Annotated in this window: 19 protein-coding genes and 2 pseudogenes; 7 read left to right on the top strand and 14 right to left on the bottom strand. The window is 69.3% G+C overall.

The genetic code is table 11. The features are described 5' to 3' along the window. Nucleotides 1–2: 2 nt before the first annotated feature. Nucleotides 3–656: an O-methyltransferase gene (locus tag NF20_RS23555; RefSeq protein ID WP_019733626.1), complete on the bottom strand. Its 654-nt coding sequence runs from the start codon at nucleotides 654–656 to the stop codon at nucleotides 3–5. A 141-nt stretch (nucleotides 657–797) separates the two neighbouring features. Here NF20_RS23555 and mymT point away from each other — a divergent pair, with 141 nt between their 5' ends. After that, on the top strand, nucleotides 798–944 hold the full coding sequence (mymT, locus tag NF20_RS26930; RefSeq protein WP_042791826.1) for a metallothionein MymT: 147 nt from the start codon (nucleotides 798–800) through the stop codon (nucleotides 942–944). A 30-nt stretch (nucleotides 945–974) separates the two neighbouring features. Here the strand turns inward: mymT and NF20_RS23550 are convergent, their stop codons facing one another. From NF20_RS23550 to NF20_RS23535, 5 genes and pseudogenes are all read right to left on the bottom strand, one after another. After that, nucleotides 975–3,092, bottom strand: a complete 2,118-nt coding sequence (locus NF20_RS23550) for a beta-glucosidase (RefSeq protein ID WP_011726374.1) — start codon at nucleotides 3,090–3,092, stop codon at nucleotides 975–977. Continuing rightward, a complete protein-coding gene (locus NF20_RS23545; RefSeq protein ID WP_009979718.1) occupies nucleotides 3,089–3,601 on the bottom strand; it encodes a TIGR04338 family metallohydrolase in 513 nt (170 codons plus the stop codon). The genes NF20_RS23550 and NF20_RS23545 overlap by 4 nt, the downstream gene beginning before the upstream one ends. Next, nucleotides 3,598–4,347, bottom strand: coding sequence for a DUF2786 domain-containing protein (locus NF20_RS23540; RefSeq protein ID WP_011726375.1), 750 nt, complete (start codon nucleotides 4,345–4,347; stop codon nucleotides 3,598–3,600). The genes NF20_RS23545 and NF20_RS23540 overlap by 4 nt, the downstream gene beginning before the upstream one ends. Nucleotides 4,348–4,355: 8 nt before the next feature. Beyond that, nucleotides 4,356–4,433 (bottom strand): annotated as a pseudogene (locus NF20_RS28995) (hypothetical protein); the annotation flags it as partial. A gap of 92 nt (nucleotides 4,434–4,525) precedes the next feature. Next, on the bottom strand, nucleotides 4,526–5,320 hold the full coding sequence (locus NF20_RS23535; RefSeq protein ID WP_232512185.1) for an alpha/beta hydrolase: 795 nt from the start codon (nucleotides 5,318–5,320) through the stop codon (nucleotides 4,526–4,528). On the opposite strand from NF20_RS23535, the pseudogene NF20_RS23530 reads away from it, so the two are divergent. Further along, nucleotides 5,313–6,459 (top strand): annotated as a pseudogene (locus NF20_RS23530) (sigma-70 family RNA polymerase sigma factor). The gene NF20_RS23535 and the pseudogene NF20_RS23530 sit on opposite strands and share 8 nt — an antisense overlap. Continuing rightward, nucleotides 6,456–7,859 (top strand): alpha/beta hydrolase domain-containing protein, encoded by a 1,404-nt coding sequence (locus NF20_RS23525; RefSeq protein WP_023860785.1) that lies wholly within the window; start codon nucleotides 6,456–6,458, stop codon nucleotides 7,857–7,859. Before NF20_RS23530 ends, NF20_RS23525 begins: the two are co-directional and overlap by 4 nt. Here the strand turns inward: NF20_RS23525 and NF20_RS23520 are convergent. Beyond that, nucleotides 7,856–8,989 carry a dihydrodipicolinate reductase gene (locus tag NF20_RS23520; protein WP_009979723.1) on the bottom strand — a complete coding sequence of 378 codons (1,134 nt, stop codon included), beginning with the start codon at nucleotides 8,987–8,989 and terminating at the stop codon, nucleotides 7,856–7,858. The two genes, NF20_RS23525 and NF20_RS23520, sit on opposite strands and share 4 nt — an antisense overlap. A 62-nt stretch (nucleotides 8,990–9,051) precedes the next feature. On the opposite strand from NF20_RS23520, the gene NF20_RS23515 reads away from it, so the two are divergent. The 4 genes from NF20_RS23515 to NF20_RS23500 all read left to right on the top strand — a co-directional run bounded on the left by NF20_RS23515 (nucleotide 9,052) and on the right by NF20_RS23500 (nucleotide 13,365). Continuing rightward, the gene (locus NF20_RS23515; protein WP_011726377.1) at nucleotides 9,052–9,942 is read left to right on the top strand and encodes a MarR family transcriptional regulator; all 891 of its coding nucleotides are present in this window, start codon (nucleotides 9,052–9,054) and stop codon (nucleotides 9,940–9,942) included. 25 nt (nucleotides 9,943–9,967) lie between these two features. Beyond that, complete coding sequence (locus NF20_RS23510; RefSeq protein WP_011726378.1) at nucleotides 9,968–10,693, top strand: pirin family protein; 726 nt, start codon at nucleotides 9,968–9,970, stop codon at nucleotides 10,691–10,693. A gap of 58 nt (nucleotides 10,694–10,751) precedes the next feature. After that, nucleotides 10,752–12,176 carry a YhgE/Pip domain-containing protein gene (locus tag NF20_RS23505; RefSeq protein WP_011726379.1) on the top strand — a complete coding sequence of 475 codons (1,425 nt, stop codon included), beginning with the start codon at nucleotides 10,752–10,754 and terminating at the stop codon, nucleotides 12,174–12,176. A 79-nt stretch (nucleotides 12,177–12,255) separates the two neighbouring features. Beyond that, nucleotides 12,256–13,365: a phosphodiester glycosidase family protein gene (locus NF20_RS23500; protein ID WP_085978618.1), complete on the top strand. Its 1,110-nt coding sequence runs from the start codon at nucleotides 12,256–12,258 to the stop codon at nucleotides 13,363–13,365. Here the strand turns inward: NF20_RS23500 and NF20_RS23495 are convergent. The 7 genes from NF20_RS23495 to NF20_RS23465 form a co-directional block, all read right to left on the bottom strand. Beyond that, complete coding sequence (locus NF20_RS23495; RefSeq protein ID WP_023895756.1) at nucleotides 13,358–14,023, bottom strand: YoaK family protein; 666 nt, start codon at nucleotides 14,021–14,023, stop codon at nucleotides 13,358–13,360. The genes NF20_RS23500 and NF20_RS23495 overlap by 8 nt on opposite strands. Nucleotides 14,024–14,087: 64 nt before the next feature. Then, nucleotides 14,088–14,843, bottom strand: a complete 756-nt coding sequence (locus NF20_RS23490) for a hypothetical protein (protein ID WP_009979731.1) — start codon at nucleotides 14,841–14,843, stop codon at nucleotides 14,088–14,090. Further along, entirely contained in the window at nucleotides 14,810–15,364 is a 555-nt protein-coding gene (locus NF20_RS23485) for a hypothetical protein (protein ID WP_003874123.1), read from the bottom strand. Before NF20_RS23485 ends, NF20_RS23490 begins: the two co-directional genes overlap by 34 nt. Beyond that, nucleotides 15,361–16,332: an RDD family protein gene (locus tag NF20_RS23480; RefSeq protein WP_023880818.1), complete on the bottom strand. Its 972-nt coding sequence runs from the start codon at nucleotides 16,330–16,332 to the stop codon at nucleotides 15,361–15,363. The genes NF20_RS23485 and NF20_RS23480 overlap by 4 nt, the downstream gene beginning before the upstream one ends. Then, nucleotides 16,329–17,030 carry a hypothetical protein gene (locus NF20_RS23475; RefSeq protein ID WP_009979734.1) on the bottom strand — a complete coding sequence of 234 codons (702 nt, stop codon included), beginning with the start codon at nucleotides 17,028–17,030 and terminating at the stop codon, nucleotides 16,329–16,331. Before NF20_RS23475 ends, NF20_RS23480 begins: the two co-directional genes overlap by 4 nt. Further along, a complete protein-coding gene (locus tag NF20_RS23470) occupies nucleotides 17,000–18,550 on the bottom strand; it encodes a virulence factor Mce family protein (RefSeq protein WP_003874126.1) in 1,551 nt (516 codons plus the stop codon). Before NF20_RS23470 ends, NF20_RS23475 begins: the two co-directional genes overlap by 31 nt. Further along, entirely contained in the window at nucleotides 18,544–19,704 is a 1,161-nt protein-coding gene (locus NF20_RS23465; RefSeq protein WP_003879093.1) for a virulence factor Mce family protein, read from the bottom strand. The genes NF20_RS23470 and NF20_RS23465 overlap by 7 nt, the downstream gene beginning before the upstream one ends. Between the last annotated feature and the right edge of the window lie 50 nt (nucleotides 19,705–19,754).

The raw sequence follows: 19,754 nt of genomic DNA, 5'->3' as shown, positions 1-19,754 counted from the left end.
GCCTAGCGCACCACCGCAAACGCGAAGCCGTCCCAGTGCTTGGCGCCGACCGTCTGGATCACCGCGGTGTCCAGCCGCGGGTGCTCGCCCATCGCCTGCAGCGTTTGGCGCACCGCCCGCGCTGGGGCGTCGGCCTCCGGCTCGAGGATCTGGCCCTGACGAATCACGTTGTCCGCCACGATGACCGCGCCCGGGCGGGCCAGCCGCACCGCCCAGTCCAGGTACGCGGGATAGTTCTCCTTGTCGGCGTCGATGAACACCAGATCGAACGGACCGGTCACCGACGGCAGGGTGTCCAGCGCGGCGCCGACGATCACCTCCACCCGATCGGCCAGGCCGGCCCGCTGCAGGTTGGCGCGGGCGACCTCGGCGTGCTTGGGCTCGTATTCCAACGTCACCACCCGGCCCTGCGGGCCGGCGCCGCGGGCCAGCCAGATGGTGCTGAACCCGCCCAGCGTGCCGAGCTCGAGGATGCGTCGCGCACCCATGGCGGTGGCCAGCAGGCTGAGGAACTTCCCCTGCTGCACCGACACCGCGATCGGCGGTAGTCCGGCGGCGCTGCTGGCCTCGAGCGCGTCGATCACCGACGGGTCGCCGCCGACCACCGTGCTGTCCAAGAAGGCGTCGACGTCTTTGGGCGTTGGTTTCTCGGTCATGCGTCCAACGCTAGCCGCACCCGAGACGGTTCGCCGGGCCGGTCGATCCGCCCGTTTACTGCATACCCATGGGGGGTATATAGTGGGGGTGCGGTCGACCCGCGCCGCACGAGTCACAACAGGAAGAAATGGGTGAGTCACATGGCAACTTACGAGTCCGGAACCCTGCTGACCTGCGGCCACGAGGGCTGCGGCTGTCGCGTCCGCATCGAGGTTCCCTGCCACTGCTCGGGTGCCGGTGAGGAGTACCGCTGCACCTGTGGCGACGCGCTGACCCCGGTCAAGTAGTCCGTTGACCCGCTCGTACGTTCGGGCGCCTCACCGCCCGAACGTACGAGCGGTCAGCTCGACCGTGGCCGTCGAGCGCAGGGTGGTGGCCGAAATCCCCAGCGCCACCGTATGACTGCCCGCGGCGATCCGCCAGCTTCGGATGCTGCCGTCGTAGTGGGCCAGCAGTCGCGGATCGGCGTCGATGGTCACGTGCCGGCTCTCGCCCGGGCCCAGCTCGACCCGCTCGAATCCCAGCAGCCGTAGGCACGGCTTTCCGGGCATCGCCGTCAGGTACAGCTGCGGTACATCCGCCCCGGCGCGATCGCCGGTGTTGACCACGGTGAAGCCGGCGGTAATGGTGTCGCCACCCCGCACGACCAGGTCGCGGTGTTCAAATCTGGTGTAGGACAATCCATGTCCGAAGGCGAACATCGGGACGTGGCCCTTGGCCGCGAACCACCGGTAGCCGACGTCGGCGCCCTCGACGTAGTCGATGGTGCTCGGCGTTCCCCACGGTAGCCCGGCGCCGGGCAGCTGCGGGCGCGGCGTCTGGTGCAGGTCGACCGGGAAGGTGATCGGCAGCCGGCCGCCGGGATTCACCCGGCCGGTGAGCACCTCGGCGATGGCCGTGGCGCCGGCCTGACCCGGATACCACGCCTGCACAACGGCATTCACCGCTCCCAGCCACGGCATGGTGACCGGGTTGCCGGTCTGCAGCACCACCACCGTGTTGGGGTTGGCGGCCGCCACCGCGCCGATCAGCTCGTCCTGGCCCGACGGCAGCGACAGATCGGCGAGGTCGAAGCCCTCCCCTTCGGCGCGTACCGCGAACACGATCGCGATGTCGGCGCGTTGTGCCGCCGCCACCGCCTCGGCCGGGCTGATTCCGGGATCGAAGTCAATCGTGTTCTCGGGCAGAAGCTTTCGCAGTTCCTGCAGTGGACTGGACGGCAGCAGGTACAAGTTGCGCAGCCCGGCCTCCAGCGCTGTGCCGCCGATCGGCACCACGGCGGCATACCCGCCCGCCGGAACGACGGTGCTGGAACCGAAACCGGCCGGCACGCCCAGTTGCGCGTACCCGCCGATGACGGCGATGCGCGCCGGCGAGTCGGGGCGCAACGGCAACAACCCGCGGTTGGTCAGCAGCACGATGCCCTGCCGCGCGATGCGCAAGGCAATGTCGTTGTGGGCGTTTAGATCTGGTGCCGGCGCCCGGTCCGACCGGTCGACGCCGACGGCGAAGATGGAGCGCAGGATGCGCCGGACCATGTCCGAGAGCCGATCCTTGGGCAACCGGCCGTCGGCGTAGGCGTCGCGCAGCGGCGCACCGAAGGATTCGGCCTGCCACAGCAGCGCGTCGATCTGGGCGCCGCATTCCTGATCCAGACCGCCCAGGGCGCATTCCCAGCCCGGAGTGGCGCCCCAGTCCGACATCACCCAGCCGCGATACGCCCAGGCGTCCTTGAGGACGTCGTTGAGCAACACACTGTTCGCCGCGGCGTAGACGCCGTTGACCTTGTTGTATGCGGTCATCACCGCCCCGGGCTGGGCCCGTTCGATGGCCAACTCGAAGGCCAGCAGGTCGGATTCGCGGTGCGCGTCGGGGTCGATGACCGCGTCCAGAAAGTGGCGATTCGTTTCGTTGCAATTCAGCGAGTAGTGCTTGACGGTCGAGATGACGCCCTGTTGCTGGATGCCCGCGACCGACTCCGCGACCATGGCGGCGGTCAAAAGCGGGTCCTCGGAAAGGTATTCGAAGTTGCGGCCGTTGCGCGGGTCGCGGGCCAGGTTCATCGCCCCGGCCAGCTGGACGTTGAATCCGCGGCTGCGGGCTTCCCGGCCGATCAGTTCGCCCGCGGCGCGGGCCAGCGCCGGATCGAAGGTGGCGGCCAGCGCCAGGCCGGCCGGAAGCGCGGTGGCGGTGTCACCCGGACGGTAGCCGGGGTTGGTGACACCCAGTCCGGCGTCGCTCATCAGCAGCGGCGGCACGCCGAGGCGCGGCACCCCCGGCACGTAACCCGCGCTCATCGGCACGTCCGCCGGGATGCGCTCGTCGCGCACCGGCCACATGTCGCCGGCGCCCATCACCGCGACCAGCAGCGAGAACCGCTCGTCGTCGGTCATCTGGGCCTCGACCGTGCGCGCCCGCTCGTCCGGATCTTTCATCGCACACCCTCTTTGGCGTAGACGACGCGCAGCACATGCCCGACTTCGGGTCCCATCACCAGCTCCGTCAACTCGCAGATCGTCGCGACGAACTCCGGGCCGTGCGGCGGCCCGGCCCGGCACAAATGATGCGCCACTTCGTGCAGCACCACCAGCTCGCGCAGGGCCCACTCGGCGGTGTCGCGGTCGGGCACCGCGATAACGCCTGCGCCGTAGCGGTTTTCGTAGTGCGCGGCGGTGGCGGCCCGCCGCGGCCGCACCCGCAGCGGCGGCACATCGGGCCACCGTTGCCGCACCGCGGGCAGGGCCAGCACCTGGTCCACATAGCGTTGCACGGAGGGCACCGAGCCGAATCGGCCCTCCGGCGGCAGCGTCAGCCGGGTGCCGAAGAACTCCACCGCGGGTGACCCGTGCTCGGCGGCGCGGTCGAACAGCGTCCGGACGAACTCCTCGGCCGCATAGACCCTGGAGCGCTGAGAATCCCGCGGCGGGGAGTCCCCGGGGCTCACCCGCTCAGCGCGCTCCGCGCCCCGGGCAGCTCGGGGCTGCTGCCCAGCCGCGCCCGCCTTCCGGCCCGATCGCCCGCCCGCCGCGCCGCCGAGGAATATCCGGCCGACGCGCGACTGGCCTGCCAGGTTCCGCGCGCCTTCGACGCGCTGCGGTAGAAGTCCACCAGCTCGATTTCCTTGTCCCGCAAGGCAATAGCGGTGCCCGGCGTGCGACGACGGTCCTTGGTGGCTTCCTGGCGCGCCTGATCGCGGGCCTCGGCCAGCCGCTGGCCGACGCGCGCCCCGAAGGCCAGCTGGAAGTTGAGCCGGGCGGTGATGGTCGGGGTCGGGCGGTGCGCTCCCGAGGCGAGGTAGGCGTCGGAGGCGCGGACCATCTGCACGACCAGGCTGGCATACAGGGCATGGCTGGCGTCGATGTCCTCGGCGAACCCGTAGGCGTAGACGAACGTCGAATTGGAGGCCACATCGCAGCGCACGTCGTTGGCCGCCGCGATCAGCACGAACAGCTGCACGTAGGTGCGCAACCCCTTGCTGCCCGCCGCGCCGATGGTGATGGTGCGCTGGGTCGGGGCCTGGGCCGCCGAACGTTGGGCCGAATGCGAGCGGGCCACCGCTAGGTCGATGGATGCGGCCGTCGCGAGCCGCTGCGCGGCCGACATGAACGCGTCGGCCTCGTGGCTGTTGTCGGTGCCTTCGGCCTGCCGCAGCAGCGCGGCGATGCGCGCCAGCATCTTGTCGTCACTCACTGCGCCGCTCCTCCTCATCGCTGCGCTCTGCATCGTCGCCGGCGGAAATCACCCGCGCCGCTCCTCCTCATCGCTGCGCTCTGCATCGTCGCCGGCGGAAATCACCCGCGCCGCTCCTCCTCATCGCCAGCGGAAGTCATACGCGCCAACTTACGGGAGGGGTCCGACACGGGCGGCCTCACAGCCGAGCGGTGATCCAGCCGACCACATCGTCGAGCACCTGCTCGCGCTCGGGCTCGTTGAACACCTCGTGGTAGAGCCCCGGGTAGACCTTCAACTCGACGTCGGCCGAGCCCACGCATTCGACCAGGCGCCGGCTGCCGGCGACCGGGATCAACCGGTCGTCCGAGCCGTGCACCACCAGCAGCGGCGCCGTCAGCGCCGGGGCCCGCTGCGGCATCGTCTCACCCACCTGCAACAACGCGCGGCCCACGCCGGCCGGGACCTTGCCGTGGTACACCAGCGGATCGTTGCGGTAGGCGGCCACCACCTCGGGGTCCCGGGAGACGGCGTCGGCGTCGAGTTCCTGCGCGGGCAGCCCGGGCACGATCACGCCAAGCACCTTGGCGGCCAGCGCCAGCAGCGGCGACACCTGGTCCTGGGCCGCCACCGCGGGACCGGACAGCACCATCAGGTCGTAGTTGTCGGGGCGCTCGACGCCGTAGGCGAACACGATCCCGCCGCCCATGCTGTGCCCGACCACGATGCACTTGAGGCCGTGATGCTCCCGGGTGGCGATGCCGACCAGGGTGTCGAAGTCGGTGGTGTATTCATGGATGTCGCGCACCAGCACCCGCTTACCGCCGGAACGGCCGTGCCCGCGATGGTCCAGCGCGTAGGTGACCAGGCCGGCCGCACCGAAGCGCCTGGCGACGTGGTCATAGCGGCGCGCATGCTCGCCGAAGCCGTGGGACAGCACCAGCACCGCGCGCGGCGCGACCTCCGGCGTCCAGACGTCATAGACGATGCGCACACCGCCGACGCCGTCGAAACTACGTTCGGTCCGGTTCACTGCGGGTCCCTCATCATTACCGGCAGCGTAATGGCTGCGGGTCCGCGCCGCGCTTGCAGACACTGCGTACGCTCATGCGGGTGAGCCTGCTCGCGCAAACCCCTGAAGGTGACTCGGTGGTGGGCGCCGATTTCACCGCGCACGCCGAACCGTACCGGCGTGAACTGCTGGCCCACTGCTATCGGATGACGGGATCCCTGCACGACGCCGAGGATCTGGTGCAGGAGACGCTGCTGCGGGCCTGGAAGGCCTACGACCGCTTCGAGGGCAAGTCCTCGGTGCGGACCTGGCTGCATCGCATCGCCACCAACACCTGCCTGAGCGCGTTGGAAGGCCGGCAGCGCCGGCCGCTGCCGGTGGGACTGGGCGCCCCCAGCGCGGACCCTACCGCCGAGCTGGTCGAGCGTCGCGAGGTGCCCTGGCTGGAACCGCTGCCGGCGCTGACCGACGACCCGGCCGACCCGTCGGTGATCGTCGGCTCGCGCGAATCGGTGCGGTTGGCGTTCGTGGCCGCGCTGCAATACCTTTCGCCGCGGCAACGGGCGGTGTTGCTGCTGCGCGACGTGCTGGGGTGGCGCGCCGCCGAGGTCGCCGAGGCGATCGGCACCACCACGGCCGCCGTCAACAGCCTGCTGCAACGCGCCCGCGCCCAGCTGGACGCCGTCGGGCCCAGCGCCGATGACCAACTGGCGCAGCCCGATTCGGCCGAGACCCAAGACTTGTTGGCGCGCTACATCGCCGCGTTCGAAAGCTACGACATCGACCGCCTGGTCGAGTTGTTCACCGCGGAGGCGATCTGGGAAATGCCGCCGTACACCGGGTGGTATCAGGGCGCGCGGACCATCGTCACCCTGATCCATCAGCAATGCCCGGCCGAGGGCGCCGGCGACATGCGCCTGCTGCCGCTGATCGCCAACGGCCAACCGGCGGCGGCCATGTACATGCGGGCCGGCAACGTCCATCTGCCCTTCCAGCTGCACGTGCTGGATGTGCGCGGGGACAGGGTTTCGCATGTGGTGGCCTTCCTCGACGACAGCCTGTTCGCCAAGTTCGGGCTGCCCGCCGCGCTGGGTCCCCGGCAGGAAGGTGTGCGCGCATGACGAGTTCCACCGTCGGGGTCACGCCGGTACCCGGCAACCCGCGGCTGTTGCTGAGCGCCTATGACCTTGCGACGGTCGGATACGTCGCCGAGGAGTTCTTCGTGTCCGCGACGGCGTCCCGTTACGGCCCGACGGGCGAGCTGGGCGCCGACGGGTGCTGGGAGGTAACCCGTTGCGGCGCCGCCGATTTCACCACTCGGGTCGTGGTGCTGACGCCCGCCGACCCGGCCCGCTTCAACGGGACCGTGCTGGTGGAATGGCTCAACGTGAGCGGCGGCATCGATGCCGCCGCGGTCTGGATGATGGCACACCGCGAGATCCTCCGCGCCGGTTACGCGTACGTCGCGGTGTCGGCCCAGCGGGTGGGCGTCGAGGGCGGCGAGAGCCTGCTCGGCGCGGACATGTCGCTGAAAAGCCAGGACCCGCAACGATATGCGGCGCTGCACCACCCGGGCGACGCGTTCAGCTACGACATTTTCACCCAGATCGGCGGGCTGCTGAAAACCGGCGGGCACACGGCGATGCTGCGCGGCCTGCCGGCCCGACACGTGATCGCGCTGGGCGAGTCCCAGTCGGCGATGTTCCTCACCACCTACATCAACGCCGTCGATCCGATGGCCGGCGTCTTCGACGGCTTCCTGGTTCATTCCCGGTTCGGGCCTGCCGCCCCGCTCGACGGGACCTCGATCTTCACCGAATCGACTGAGCCGCAAGCGGTGACATTCCGGCCGGAGCTGCGCGTCCCGGTGCTGACGTTGATCACCGAGACCGACGTGTTCGGCGGTCCGCGCGAGGGCTACTACTTCGCCCGCCAGCCCGACAACCCCAGGCTGCGGGTCTGGGAGATCGCCGGGGCCGCGCACGCCGACAACTACACGATTCAGGTGGCTTTCATCGACAGCGGCTCGGCGCCACTCGAGGACATCGTTTCCGGCTACGCGCCGACCAACATGCTGATGGGCCAGCAGTTGCCGCACTACATCAACTTCGGCCCGCAGCACCACTACGTGGTGCAGGCAGCGCTGGCGGCCCTGAACACCTGGGTCACCGCCGGCCAGCCGGCGCCGGGAGCCGAGCCGTTGCAGGTGCGGGAAGGCCCTGCGCCGCAACCGGTTCTGGACGGCAACGGGCTGGCCCGCGGCGGCCTCCGCACCCCGTGGGTGGACGTCCCGATCGCCCGAACCTCGGGGCTGGGCGGTCAGGAGAGCGTCATGTCGGCGATCTTCGGCTCCGGCGAACCGTTCGACGCCGCCACCCTCGAGCGGATGTATCCCGGTGGGCGGACCGAATATCTGGAGCGCTTCACCGTCGCGCTGGACGCGGCGATCGGCGCCGGGTTCATCCTGCCCGCCGACCGCGCCGAGATACTGCGGCTCGCCGCCGCGACGTTTCCGGGTTAGAACAGCCGGCTGTCCGGCGGTGGCCCCGGCACCGGGCGCACCAGCCCGGCCCCGGTGATCAGCGGCAGGTCCAGCGCCGACAGCAGGCCGGGCGGCGCCGCGCACACCGCCGGGATGGCGTTGACCATCCGCGACGACCCGGCAATCCGGGCTCCCAGATCGTGGTCGTGATCCTCGGCCATCTCGAATTCGCAGCGCATGCTGGGCGAACCCTCGATCTCCACCCGGTACAGACCGCGGCCCGACGCCAGCCCGTAGCCCAGGTCCTTGGGCGCGATAGCAATCCGCGGCTGGGGCCAATCCGGCGCCAGGTCGTCACGCATGCGGGTCACGTGATCGAGCACGAACGTCGGCTTCGCGCCGACGTAGCCGGTCAGCGTCGAGCGCATCGCGGCGATGGTCCCCGCCGCGATGTGACCGGTTGGCGTGTCGAAGGATTCGGGCGCCGGAATGCGCTCGTTGCTCTCCTCGATGTGGTCGATCTCGACGCCCAGTCCGGCGGCCAGCTGGTGCAGCACGGGACCCCAGCCGAAGGTGAAGATGCCCGGCTGGGCCGCGAATGCCGGGTGGTCCGGCGGCTGCCCGAACCCGAGGATCTCGTAGACGGCGGAGGCGTCCGGATAGGTCGCGTAGTTGAACATCTCGGTGACCCGCACCGATTCGATCACCCTCGACACGCCGGTAAGTACCAGTGGCAGAACGTCATTGGCGAATCCGGAGTCGATGCCGGTGGTGAAGAAGGACACCTGCCCCTCGAGCGCGGCCGCCCGCAGCGGCTCGGTGAAGGCGCTGTCGACGGCGTCGGGAAAGACGAGCGGCACCACCGAGCACGACACCACGTTCTTTCCGGCCCGCAGGATCGACACCATGTCCTCGACGGCCTCCAGCGGCCGCAGGTTGGCGCCGGCGGCGTATACCACGGCGTCGGCGTCGCCGGCGAGCATCGCCGCCGGGTCCTGGGTGGCCACCACGCCGACCGGCGCGACGCCGCACAGCTCTCCGGCATCCCGGCCGGCCTTGGCGTCGCTGTGCACCACCAGGTCGACCAGCTCCAGCTGCGGGTGGTCGATCACCCCGCGCAGGGCGATCACGCCCATCGAACCCGGGCCCCACACTCCCACCTTGTACACGCTCTTCTCCTACTATTAGGACGTCTGCTGCGGTATTTTGGACGGATAGTAGGAAGGCGACGGTGGCCAAGTCAATCGGTGAGACCCCGCGCAGGTCGGGCGTGAAATCGCCGCCGACCGCGCGGGTAATGGATGTGCTTGCGGCCGTGGCCGATTCACCCGGCGGCCTGACGTCGGCCGAGCTGGCCAAGGGCTGCGCGATCAGCAGTTCGACCTGCGCGCTGGTGCTGGCCGAGCTGGAACGGCGGGCCTGGGTGACGCGGCGCGACGATCGCCGCTACGTGCTGGGCAGCGGCCTGTTCGGGCTGGTGCACGGGCTGCGCGAGCAGTTCCCGCTGCTGGATCGCGGGCGCGACGCGCTGCGCTTGCTGCACGAGCGGCTCGGCGCGGGCTGCTCCATGTCGAAGATCGGCGCCCGGCACCTGACCACCGTCGACAGCGTCGGCCACGGCACCGACGGCGAACACGCCGTCGGACAGCGCTTCCCCATCGACCCGCCCTTCGGTCTGGTGGCGATGGCCTGGCGCGACGACGATGCCGTCCAGGCCTGGCTGCGTCGCGTGACGCCCCGGCTCACGCGCACCGAGATCGCCCAGCACCAACGGGTGCTCGCCGACATCCGGGCCCGCGGCTACGGCGCGTGGCGGTTCGACGACACGCACCGCTCCCTGCACAATCGGCTGGCCGAGGCGCTGGCATCGCTGGAGCCGACGGCCCAGGTCGCCCGGCGGCTCACCACGCTGATGACCATGGTGACCCTGCGCTCCGTCACCGATGTCCTCGAAACAGAGTTGCCCACAACGGAATTCGTGGTGCTTCCGATCTTCGGCCACGACGGCCAGCCGGAATACCAGATCGAGATCCACCTCGGTCACTCGGCCGGTTTGACCCTGCCCGAACTCGACGACGCGCTGGAACAGGCCCGGCGGCTGCTCACCGCCCCGGTTCGCTGAGCCGGGCGGCGACTAGTCTGGGGACATGTCAGCCGGCTTCGAGATTCGGCGGGCGGCGACCCGGGCCGTCACCACCACACCGTGGCTGACATCGCGGCACTCGTTCTCGTTCGGCGACCACTACGACCCGGACAACACCCACTTCGGGCTGCTGCTGGTCAACAACGACGACATCGTCTCCCCGGGAACGGGATTCGACACCCACCCGCATCGGGACATGGAGATCGTGACGTGGGTGCTGGCCGGTGCGCTGGCGCATCAGGACTCGACCGGCAATCGTGGGGTGGTCTATCCCGGTCTGGCGCAACGCATGTCGGCGGGCCGCGGCATTCTGCACTCGGAGCGCAACGACTCCCCCAGCCTCCCGGTCCATTTCGTGCAGATGTGGGTGATCCCCGACGAAGCCGGGATCGACCCGAGCTACCAGCAGCACGAGATCGACGACACCGCGCTGGGCGGCGGCCTGGTGACGATCGCCTCGGGCATACGGGGCCACGACGCGGCGATCAGCCTGCACAACCGCAACGCCGCACTGCACGGCGCCCGGCTGCCGGCGGCCGCCGCCGTTGACCTTCCGGCGGCGCCCTACCTGCACGTTTTCCTCGCCCGGGGCCGGGCCGACATCGAGGATGTCGGGGAACTGCACCCGGGCGACGCGGTGCGGTTCACCGACACCGACGGCCGCCGCGTCACCGGACTCGAGCCGTCGGAACTGCTGATCTGGGAGATGCACGCCCGACTGGGCGGCTGAGGTCATAGAGGGCCGGCGACGCGAGCCCATAGAGTGGGCACGACAGACAGGAGTCGGCATGGCCAGATCGCACCCGCAGCACGCGGCGCCCAACCCCAACCGGAACATCAAGGCGGTCCGCACCGTTCGGTTCTGGGCGGCTCCCCTGGTTATCACGTTGGCGCTGATGTCCGCGTTGTGCGCGCTGTATCTGGGCGGCATCTTGAACCCGACGACCAATCTGCGTCATTTCCCCATCGCGGTGGTCAACGAGGACGCGGGCCCCGGCGGCGCGCAAATCGTCGACCGGCTGGCCACCGGATTGGACCGGAACAAGTTCGACATCCGGGTGCTCTCGCGCGACGAGGCCAAACATCAACTGGACACCGGACGGGTGTACGGCTCGCTGCTGATACCGCCCAGCTTCTCCTCGAAGCTGCGCGACTTCGCCACCAGCGCGGTGTCGCCCGCCCGCCCCGACAAACCGTCGATCACCGTCTCCACCAATCCGCGGGCCGGCACGCTGGGCGCCAGCATCGCTGGGCAGACCCTCAACTCGGCGATGGGGACGGCGAACGGGATAGCCGCGCAACGGGTTATGGCCGAGGTGACGGCGCAGACCGGCGGCACGCCGCTGCCCGGGGCGACCCAGGCCGGCCTCAGCTCGCCGATCGAGATCCAGTCGGTCGTTTACAACCCGCTGCCCAACGGCACCGGCAACGGGTTGTCGGCCTTCTATTACGCGCTGCTGCTGTTGCTGGCCGGCTTCACCGGCAGCATCGTGGTGAGCACCCTGGTCGACGCCCTATTGGGTTACGTGCCGGCCGAATTCGGCCCCGTGTACCGCTTCGCCGAGCAGGTCCGCATCTCCAGATTCCAGACGTTGCTGTTGAAGTGGGCGATGATGGTGCTGCTCGGGCTGCTCACGTCGGCGGTGTATCTGGCGATCGCCAACGGGCTCGGCATGCCCATCGACCTGAGCTGGGAACTGTGGGCCTACGGCGTATTCGCCATCGCCGCAGTGGGTATCACGTCCAGTTCGCTGCTGTCGGTGCTGGGGACGGCCGGCATGTTGGTCAGCATGCTGGTGTTCGTGATCTTCGGGTTGCCGTCCGCCGGCGCCACGGTGCCGCTGGAGGCGACGCCGCCGTTGTTCCGCTGGCTGGCCGAATTCGAGCCCATGCACCAGGTTTTCCTGGGCACCCGCTCGCTGCTGTACTTCGGCGGCCGCGGCGACGCCGGCCTGAGCCAGGCGCTCACCATGACGTCGGCCGGCCTGGTCATCGGGCTACTGCTGGGCGGCATCGTCACACATCTCTACGACCGCAAGGGCTTTCACCGCATTCCGGGCGCGGTCGGATTCGCGATCGCCCAGGACCACCAGGCCCAACACCAGGCCCGGCGCGGCAAGTCCACTCAGCCGCCGGACAGCCCCGTCGAGCCGGAGACCCCGGCCGAGCCGGAGAGCCCCGACGAACCCGAAAGCCCAAGCGCGCAAACGTAATTCGGACGTGCCCGGAACGTCACCGACCCGTTACTTATGTTGACAGTGAGACTTGTGGGGCGGATGATGTGTACGTTGCATTCACTTCATGGCCGAAAGGGCTATCGTGCTGACCCGACGCGCCAGCTTCCGCCGGCTGGCGGCGTGCTGCACCGCCCTGTCCGCCTGCCTCACCCTGGCCGTCACCTCCGGGCAGCCGCTGGCCCGGGCCGCTGACGGCCGCGACCTGCTGGCCAACGCGATCAGCAGCACCCGCGGCTCCTACCTGGTCTACAACTTCGGCCCCGGCCATCCGGCGCCGATGCTCAACGCCGGCGGCAGCTGGTATGAGATGAACAACGGCGGGCACCTGATGATCATCAAGAACGCGGCCGGACGGCTTTCGCCGCACCTGCTGGTCGACACCCACCAGGGCGACCAGGCCCGCTGCGAGAACAACCCCGGCGCGCGCACCGCCGAGGGGCTGTGGCAGGCCTCCGAGCTCTACGCCCCGCTGCAGGCGTGGCAGCGGATGGGCCAGCCGACGATCGCGATCAACGCCAACTTCTTCGACGTGCGCCCGCAGAAGGGCGGCTCCTGGCGCCAGACCGGCTGCAGCTCGCCGCTGGGCGCCTTCGTGGACAACACCAACGGCCGCGGCCGGGCCAACCAGGCGGTCACCGGCACCGTCGCCTACCCCGGCAAGCAGGGCCTGTCCGGCGGCGGGGAGAGCTGGAGCGCGCTGACCACGATGATCCTTCCGTCCGGCGGGGCGCCATATGTGGTGTGGCCCAAGACCAAAAGCGACTACGACGCCGCCACTCCCGTCGTCGCCGACCTGCTGAACAAGAACGAGAAGTTCGTCGCAGTGTCCGGCATCGGCCTGCTGGCACCCGGCAACACCGGGCAGCTGCACGACGGCGGGCCGAGCGCGGCGCGCACCGCGATCGGCTACGCCCGGCAGAAGGACGAGATGTACATCTTCGAGGGCGGCAGCTACACCCCGGACAACATGCAGGACCTGTTCCGCGGCCTGGGCAGCGACAACGCCGTGCTGCTCGACGGCGGGGGCTCGTCGGCGATCGTGCTGCGCCGCGACACCGGCGGGATGTGGGCCGGCGCCGGCTCGCCGCGGGGATCGTGCGACACCCGCCAGGTGCTCTGCGACTCGCATGAGCGGGCGCTGCCTAGCTGGCTTGCCTTCAATTAGCTTCCGCTGCAGAGGGTTTGGCCGCGGGCGGGCCGAACCGGAAGATCAGCAGGCTGGCGGCGATCACCGCCGCCGCGACCACGAACACCGGCGCGACCACATACCGGGACATCGTCGCGCCCAGGAACGCGCCGGCGCACATCGTGGCGACGACGCCGATCCGCAGCCGCTGCCGTTCGCCGGTACCGCCGGCCAGGCGACTGTCCAGGCCGAGGCTGACGATCGTCGACGTCAACACCGTGGTGGACAACTCCTGGATCCCGAACTGCCGCGCACTGGAGTGCTGCAGACCGAACGTCACGGCGAGGATGCCGATCATCAGGAGCTTCGAATCCTGTTGGTAGCTCAGGATTCCCGACCCCGCCGGCACCGACAGTCCCACCAGTAACACGATCTCGGTCGCCAGCACCGTGCTGATCCACGCCCGGACCCGCTCGCCGAAATGCCGTGCCAGCCTGCCGCTGAGGATGGTGGTGCAGGCGAAGGTGGGCAGCGCCACCACGACCGCGGTCAGGTCAATGCTGGTCCGCGGCGCCAGCCAGAACCCCAGGAAGATCACGTTTCCGGTCATGTTGGCGACGAAGACGTGACCGAGCACCAGGATGCTGATCGCGTCGGCCAGTCCGGTCGCGAAGGTCAGCAACAGCAGCGCCGCCACCGTCCACCGTTTCGATACCGGGGAGGTAACGGCCATGGGCTGCAGCCTGTTTCGGTGCGCCGGGTCAGACCTTCGGGGTCAGGTCCAGCGAGGTGATGGTCGTCATCCTGGTGACCAGCCAGCGGCTCTTGGCGCGCTTCATGAACAACCGGTAGGACAGGTATTTCAGCGACGGCACGTTCTTGGTCAGCGGACTGGTGGATGTGGTGTTGGTGTAGACGATGACCACCGCGTTGGTGTCGTCGAGCGATTCGACGGCCGCGCCGGTGACGTCGGTGTGGTTGGTGATCTTGGCCTGTTTGTTCGGTGCCACGATGGCGTCGACGAATTTGCGGTACTGCGCTTCGAAATCGCCGCTGAGGTAGGCGGATGCGCGATCGGCCAGGGTGTCCATGTTTTCCGGCGTGTAAGTCCACAGCGTGGTGATCGCGTTGGCCGCGGTCCGCGCCACCTTCAGTTTCGTCGCGGCGACGGCGCGGTCGGCCAGGTAGGGCTGCACCATCGCGCCGGCGAACCCGGCCGAGCCGACGAAGAGCAGCGCGGCGACCATGGCGGCGACGGCCCAGGCCTTCCCCGCCAGCCGCTTGGTGCGGCGACCGGCGGCCGGCGCGGCACCGGCGGTCTCGACGGTCTCGGCGGAGTGGCTGTCCTCGGCGCCGTCGGCCGGTGCGGCGTCCGAGGTCTTGGCCGCCTCGGATTCCGTTGCCGCGTCACCGTTTTCCCGATCGTCGCCCGCTGCCGCAACCGTCGCCTCATTCTGGTCGGCGGCCGGGTTCTCCTCGGCGGTCAGATCACCTGCTGCAGGCTGCTGATCTTCCACTGGTTCCCTTCCTGCGTGGCGGTTGCCGCCCAACGGTTGGTGTTCTCCAACACCTGTTTCTCATCCGGCGACTTGGTGGTGATTGCCGTGGCCACCATGACATTGGCGCTGCCGTCGTCGTTCCACCGTTCCAGTCCGGCGTCCAGGACGGTGCCGGTGGCCGGCTCGGCCCGGGCGACCTGGAGCAGGATCTCGTTGGCGTTCTTCTCGTATTGCTTGGCGAAGTCGCCGGTCGCCTGGGCCAGGATCCGATTCACGTAATCGTTGGCGTGAAAGGGATCGATGGAGGTGAATTGGGTCATGAAGCCGCTGACGTAGCTGAGCACCTCGCGATCCTTCGAGGCCGCCCGCTCCCGGGATTCGTGCGAGACCAGCATCAGCGCGCAGAGCGTGACCGCCGTGACCATGAGCAGCGCGGCGGCCGTGCCGGCGAGCGGCAGCAGCCATCCTCGCGGCGGCCGGACCGGGCGCGCGACGAGCAGTGGCCGCTCGCCGGGCGCGAACTTGCGGCGCGGACTCATTTCGCCCCGCCCGGCGGTTTCGGCTTGGTCAGGACGGTGAGATCGTCGACCCGCCAGGTGTTTTCGCCAACCTTGGCGAAGCTCACCCGCACGGTGGCGCTGATGTAGCGCACCTCGGGTGCGGCGCCGCGGCGGCCTTGCATGAACAGCAACATGGTCGCACGGTCGCGGCTCGCGGACTCGATCGAGCTATTGGTCACCCAATATTCGTTGATCACCGGGTTGCCCTTCTGCACCACGTCCTGCTGGGTCTGGAGCTGGCGCCGATACTTGTCGGTGGCCAGCGACTGGGCCCGGGCGAAGTCGTCGTGCAGCGACTTCGGGTCGTACGTCAGCATCTGGGCCACGATTTTCGGCCCCTGGGTGGCGATCTGCGCGCGGGTCTGATCGGAGGCCCGATCCGCGGAGTACACCACGCCGTAACTCATCGCGGCACCGCCCAGGCACACCGCCGCCGCGCCCAGCACCGCGGCCGCGGCCCAGCGGGTGATGTGCGGCGGCACCTGCTCCGGCGCCAAGCGCCGCACTTCGGTGCCAGCCAGCATGTCGGCGAACGTGCGGCGGCGTGAATCCCACAGCGGCCAAAGCCATCCCACGATCGACGCGGTGTCGAGCAGGTGCGCCAGGTCGCGCAGCAGCAGCCGCCACGGCCCCGGGGCCGCGCCCGTGCGGCGGGTCACCGCGATGCCGGCCAGTGCGCGGCCCAGGCTCCACCCGGTGATCACCGGCAGCAGCAGCCGGTTGACCAGTGCCAGCAGCGTGACGACGCCCAGCACGCAGACGCCCACCCACCACCACACGCCGCGGGCCGGCACCGTGAAGGACACCAGCGCCATGGTGGCGATGACGGCGGCGCCCGGTGCCACGTCGATGGCGAAGGCGCCGACGCGAGAGTGCCAGGGCGCCAAGGCTTCTCGCACTGGTTCCGGCGTGCCCATGGTCGCGGTCTGTTCGACCAGCACCGTCACTTCGTCACCTGGTCGAGCTTGGAGATCTTGTACTGCCCTTCGGCGAGGGCCATTTTCACCCGCAGCCGGTAGCCGGATTCGTTCTGCGACTGGTCGCTGGCCACCTTGACCCGCAGCGCGACCAGGATGTCGATCGAACCGTCGGGGTTGTTGCGCTCGACCGCGGCCCGCACGTCGGACACCTGGACGTGAATGTTCGCGGACTGGTACGCCTGCACCAGCATGCTGGTGTACAGCAGCGCCTGCGAGCGGTAAGCGTCTGTGCCGCAGTCGATGATCTTCTGCTCGCTGGCGGTCATGGCGTTGGTGTCCGGCGCCTGGGTGGCCTCGACGCAGTCCACCGCCGCCTTCAGCGCGGCGGCGTTGTTGCGGGCGATCACCTGGCTTTCGTGGTGGTAGCGCAGCGCCAGGTAGCCGCCCGCGCCGATGCCGGCGGCGCACAGCACCAGCACCGCGGCGATGGCGGCCAGCCACCCGCGCCCCAGCCGGGAGGGGCCGCGCGGAACGGCCGCAACGGGCACGGCGTCGTCGGCGTCATCGGGTGCGGATTCCCCCGCCACCCCGGGAGCACCCTGCGAACCGGTCTGCTCGTCGGTGCTTGCGGGTGCCGTCGAATCCTCGTCCTTGTCCTGGGGGCTCAACGAATCGTCGTCCGTGTCGATGGGGTTCAGCCGGCTGGCGCCAGCATCTCCTTCCATCCGTCGTCTCCTGTTCTGGTCGAGTTCTCGACGGAGTATTTCACCCCGTCCGGCCCCACCAGTTCACCGCTTTGGGGACTGTAGACCGCGGTGGGCGGCCCGCTGGGCTTGTAGACACACGGGTTGGGCTGCTGGCCGTTGCACTGCACCGTACCCGACCCCGGCCGCGACAACGGGTCGCTGACCGGCGGGGGTGTGCCGGCCACCCGGTCCGAGGGCGCCGGGTTCAACCCGTTGTCCACCGACGGCGCCGGGATCACCATGCCGGGCTTGACCGGCTGGTCGCAGCGCGCGGCCGGTGCGGGGCAGGTCAGGATCTGGTTGGGGTCGCCGTACCAGGGGTTGGTGCCGGCTGGCACGTAGGGCTTGGGGTCGCGGCATTCCCGCGGGGTGGCAGCGCGTTTGCCCGGGATGTCGGTGCACGGGATGTTGCGCGACCCGCGCACGCTGTTGGCCGGGGTGTCCATCGGGATCTTGCAGTAGGTGCCGGTGGGCAGCGGCTGGAGGCTGGTGTCCGCCGGGGAGCGCCACTCCGAGGCCGGGATGAACCCGGTCAGGCACGGCGGCGGCTGGTTGATCGACAACGCCAGGTCCAGCGCGGCCATGTTGGGGAACGGTGCGGCCACCGTCTGGGCGATCGATGCGCCCTGCGGCAGGAACACCAGCACCTGCTCGACACCGGTGTGGTAGCGCTTGAGCAGGTCGATGACCACCTCGAGGTTGGCCAGCGTCTGCGGCAGCGATTCCCGCACGTCGTTGAAGACGTCGTTGACCTGGTCGGCCGTCGGCGCCGCCTGGCGCAGCAGGCTTTTCAGGTGCGAGTCCTCCTGCGCGGACTGGGCGCCCAGCCGGTTCAGGTTGCGCGCCCAGCGCTCGATGGCGTCACCGGATTTGACCTGGCTGTCGATCACCGGCCCGGAGTGCTCGATGATGTCGTTGACGTCGGTGATCTGGTTCTTGAAGTCGCCGACGATGGCCTGGGTGGCGTCGACCAGCCGCTGCAGGTTGGGGCCCAACCCGCCGACGGACTGCGCCGTCTCGTCGAGCAACTGGCCGATCTTCTCCTTGGGCAATACCGCCAGCCCGCGGTTCGCGGTGTCCAGGGCCGGCCCGATCTCGGCCGGCACCGTGCCCTTGGTGATGGTCTGCCCGGACGACAGGTACTTGCCGGGGTTTCCGCTCGACACCAGGTCCAGGTACTGCTCACCGACCGCCGACACCGAGTGCACGTTGGCCACCGCGTCGATCGGGATCTTGTAGTGGCTGTCGATGCTCATGGTCGCCTCGGCGCCGTGCTCGGTGGGCTCGACGTCGGTGACCTTGCCGATGGTGATGCCGCGATAGGTGACGTTGGCCGTCGGGTACAGGCCGCCCGACGCCGGCAGCTCGGCCTTGAGCGTGTACCGGCCGATCCCCACCAGGCTCGGGATTTGCAGGTAGTAGATGCCGAGCACGAGCAGCGAGATGACGGTCAGGATCCCGAAGGCGACCAGTTGGCGTCGGACGAAGGGAGTCAGCAATTCCGGTCCCCCCTTTCCACCAGCGGGCCGCCCGGCGCGTCGTTCGGGTTCGGCGTGTAGCGCACGTCCGGGATCATCGTCTCGGGGTCACGGCCGTAGGACTGCTCCAGCGCCCGCAGGGCTCCCGACAACCCGGTCCCGGTGAGGAACGCGTTGTCGACGGCGCTGTAGGTCAGGTCCAGCGTCAGCGAGATATTGATGTAGTCGCCGCGGAAGATCTTCGGCACGGTGTCGATGTCGAACGGCTGGGTCAGGATCAGCTTCAGCGCGCCGATCAGGTACGGCGAGGCCTTGCCGAGCTCCTTGAGCGGGCACTGCAGCGCCTGCAGGTCGGTGTGCAGCGGCCCGCGCGCCTCCGACAGGTACTGGTCGGCGGCCTGGCTCAGCCGTCCCACCGAGTCGACGGCGTTGATCAGCAGCTGCTTGGTGTCGGCGAAATGCTTGATCAGCGGCGGCACGTCGGTGAGCAGCCGGTCCACCACGTCCGCGCGGCCACCCACGTAGGTGAGGAGCCGGTTGGTGGAGTCGATGGCGTGGGTGATGTCGTCGCGCTGCTGGTTGAGCTGGTTGGTGAAGGTGTCCAGCTTGCCCAGCAGCGCCCGGATCGCCTCGCCGCGCCCGTTGAAGATGTTGTAGACCTCGTTCTGCAGCACCTCCAGGTTGGGGATGCCGCCGCCGCGCAGGATCAGCGACAGGCTGGCCAGCGTCTGCTCGGTGGTCGGGTAGGACGACGAGTTCTTCAGCGGAATGGTGTCGCCGTCCTTGAGCAGCTCGGGCGACGGGTTGGGCGGCGCGGCGAGCTCGACGTGCTGAGAACCCAGCAGTGAGGTCTGGCCGATCTTGGCGGTGGCGTTCTTGGGCAGCTTGACGTTCTTGTTGATGCCCAGGGTCAGCGTGGCGATCCAGTTCTTCAGCTGGATGGCCTTGATCGAGCCGACGAACACGTCGGCGACCATCACCTTGCTGTTGCCGTTGATGGCCAGGGTGTCGGGCACCTGCACGTAGATGTTGTAGGAGTTGGGCCCGCTGCCGGGACCGCCCGGGATGGAGACGTTCGAAATGCCTTTCCAGCCACAGGACGTCAGCACCATCGCGGCCACCAGCAGCGTCAGCCCCTGCCAGGACCGGCGCCGGATCACCCGAAGCGCGCCCATGGCGCTCGTCGCGCGCCTCAGGGGCCGACGGTTCGGCTTGCTCCTCGCGC

This window comes from Mycobacterium sp. MAC_080597_8934 (genome assembly GCF_000523975.1).
GTDB lineage: Bacteria > Actinomycetota > Actinomycetes > Mycobacteriales > Mycobacteriaceae > Mycobacterium > Mycobacterium avium.
Note: the sequence above shows the minus strand (reverse complement) of the source record. Positions and strands in the feature narration are given on the sequence as shown.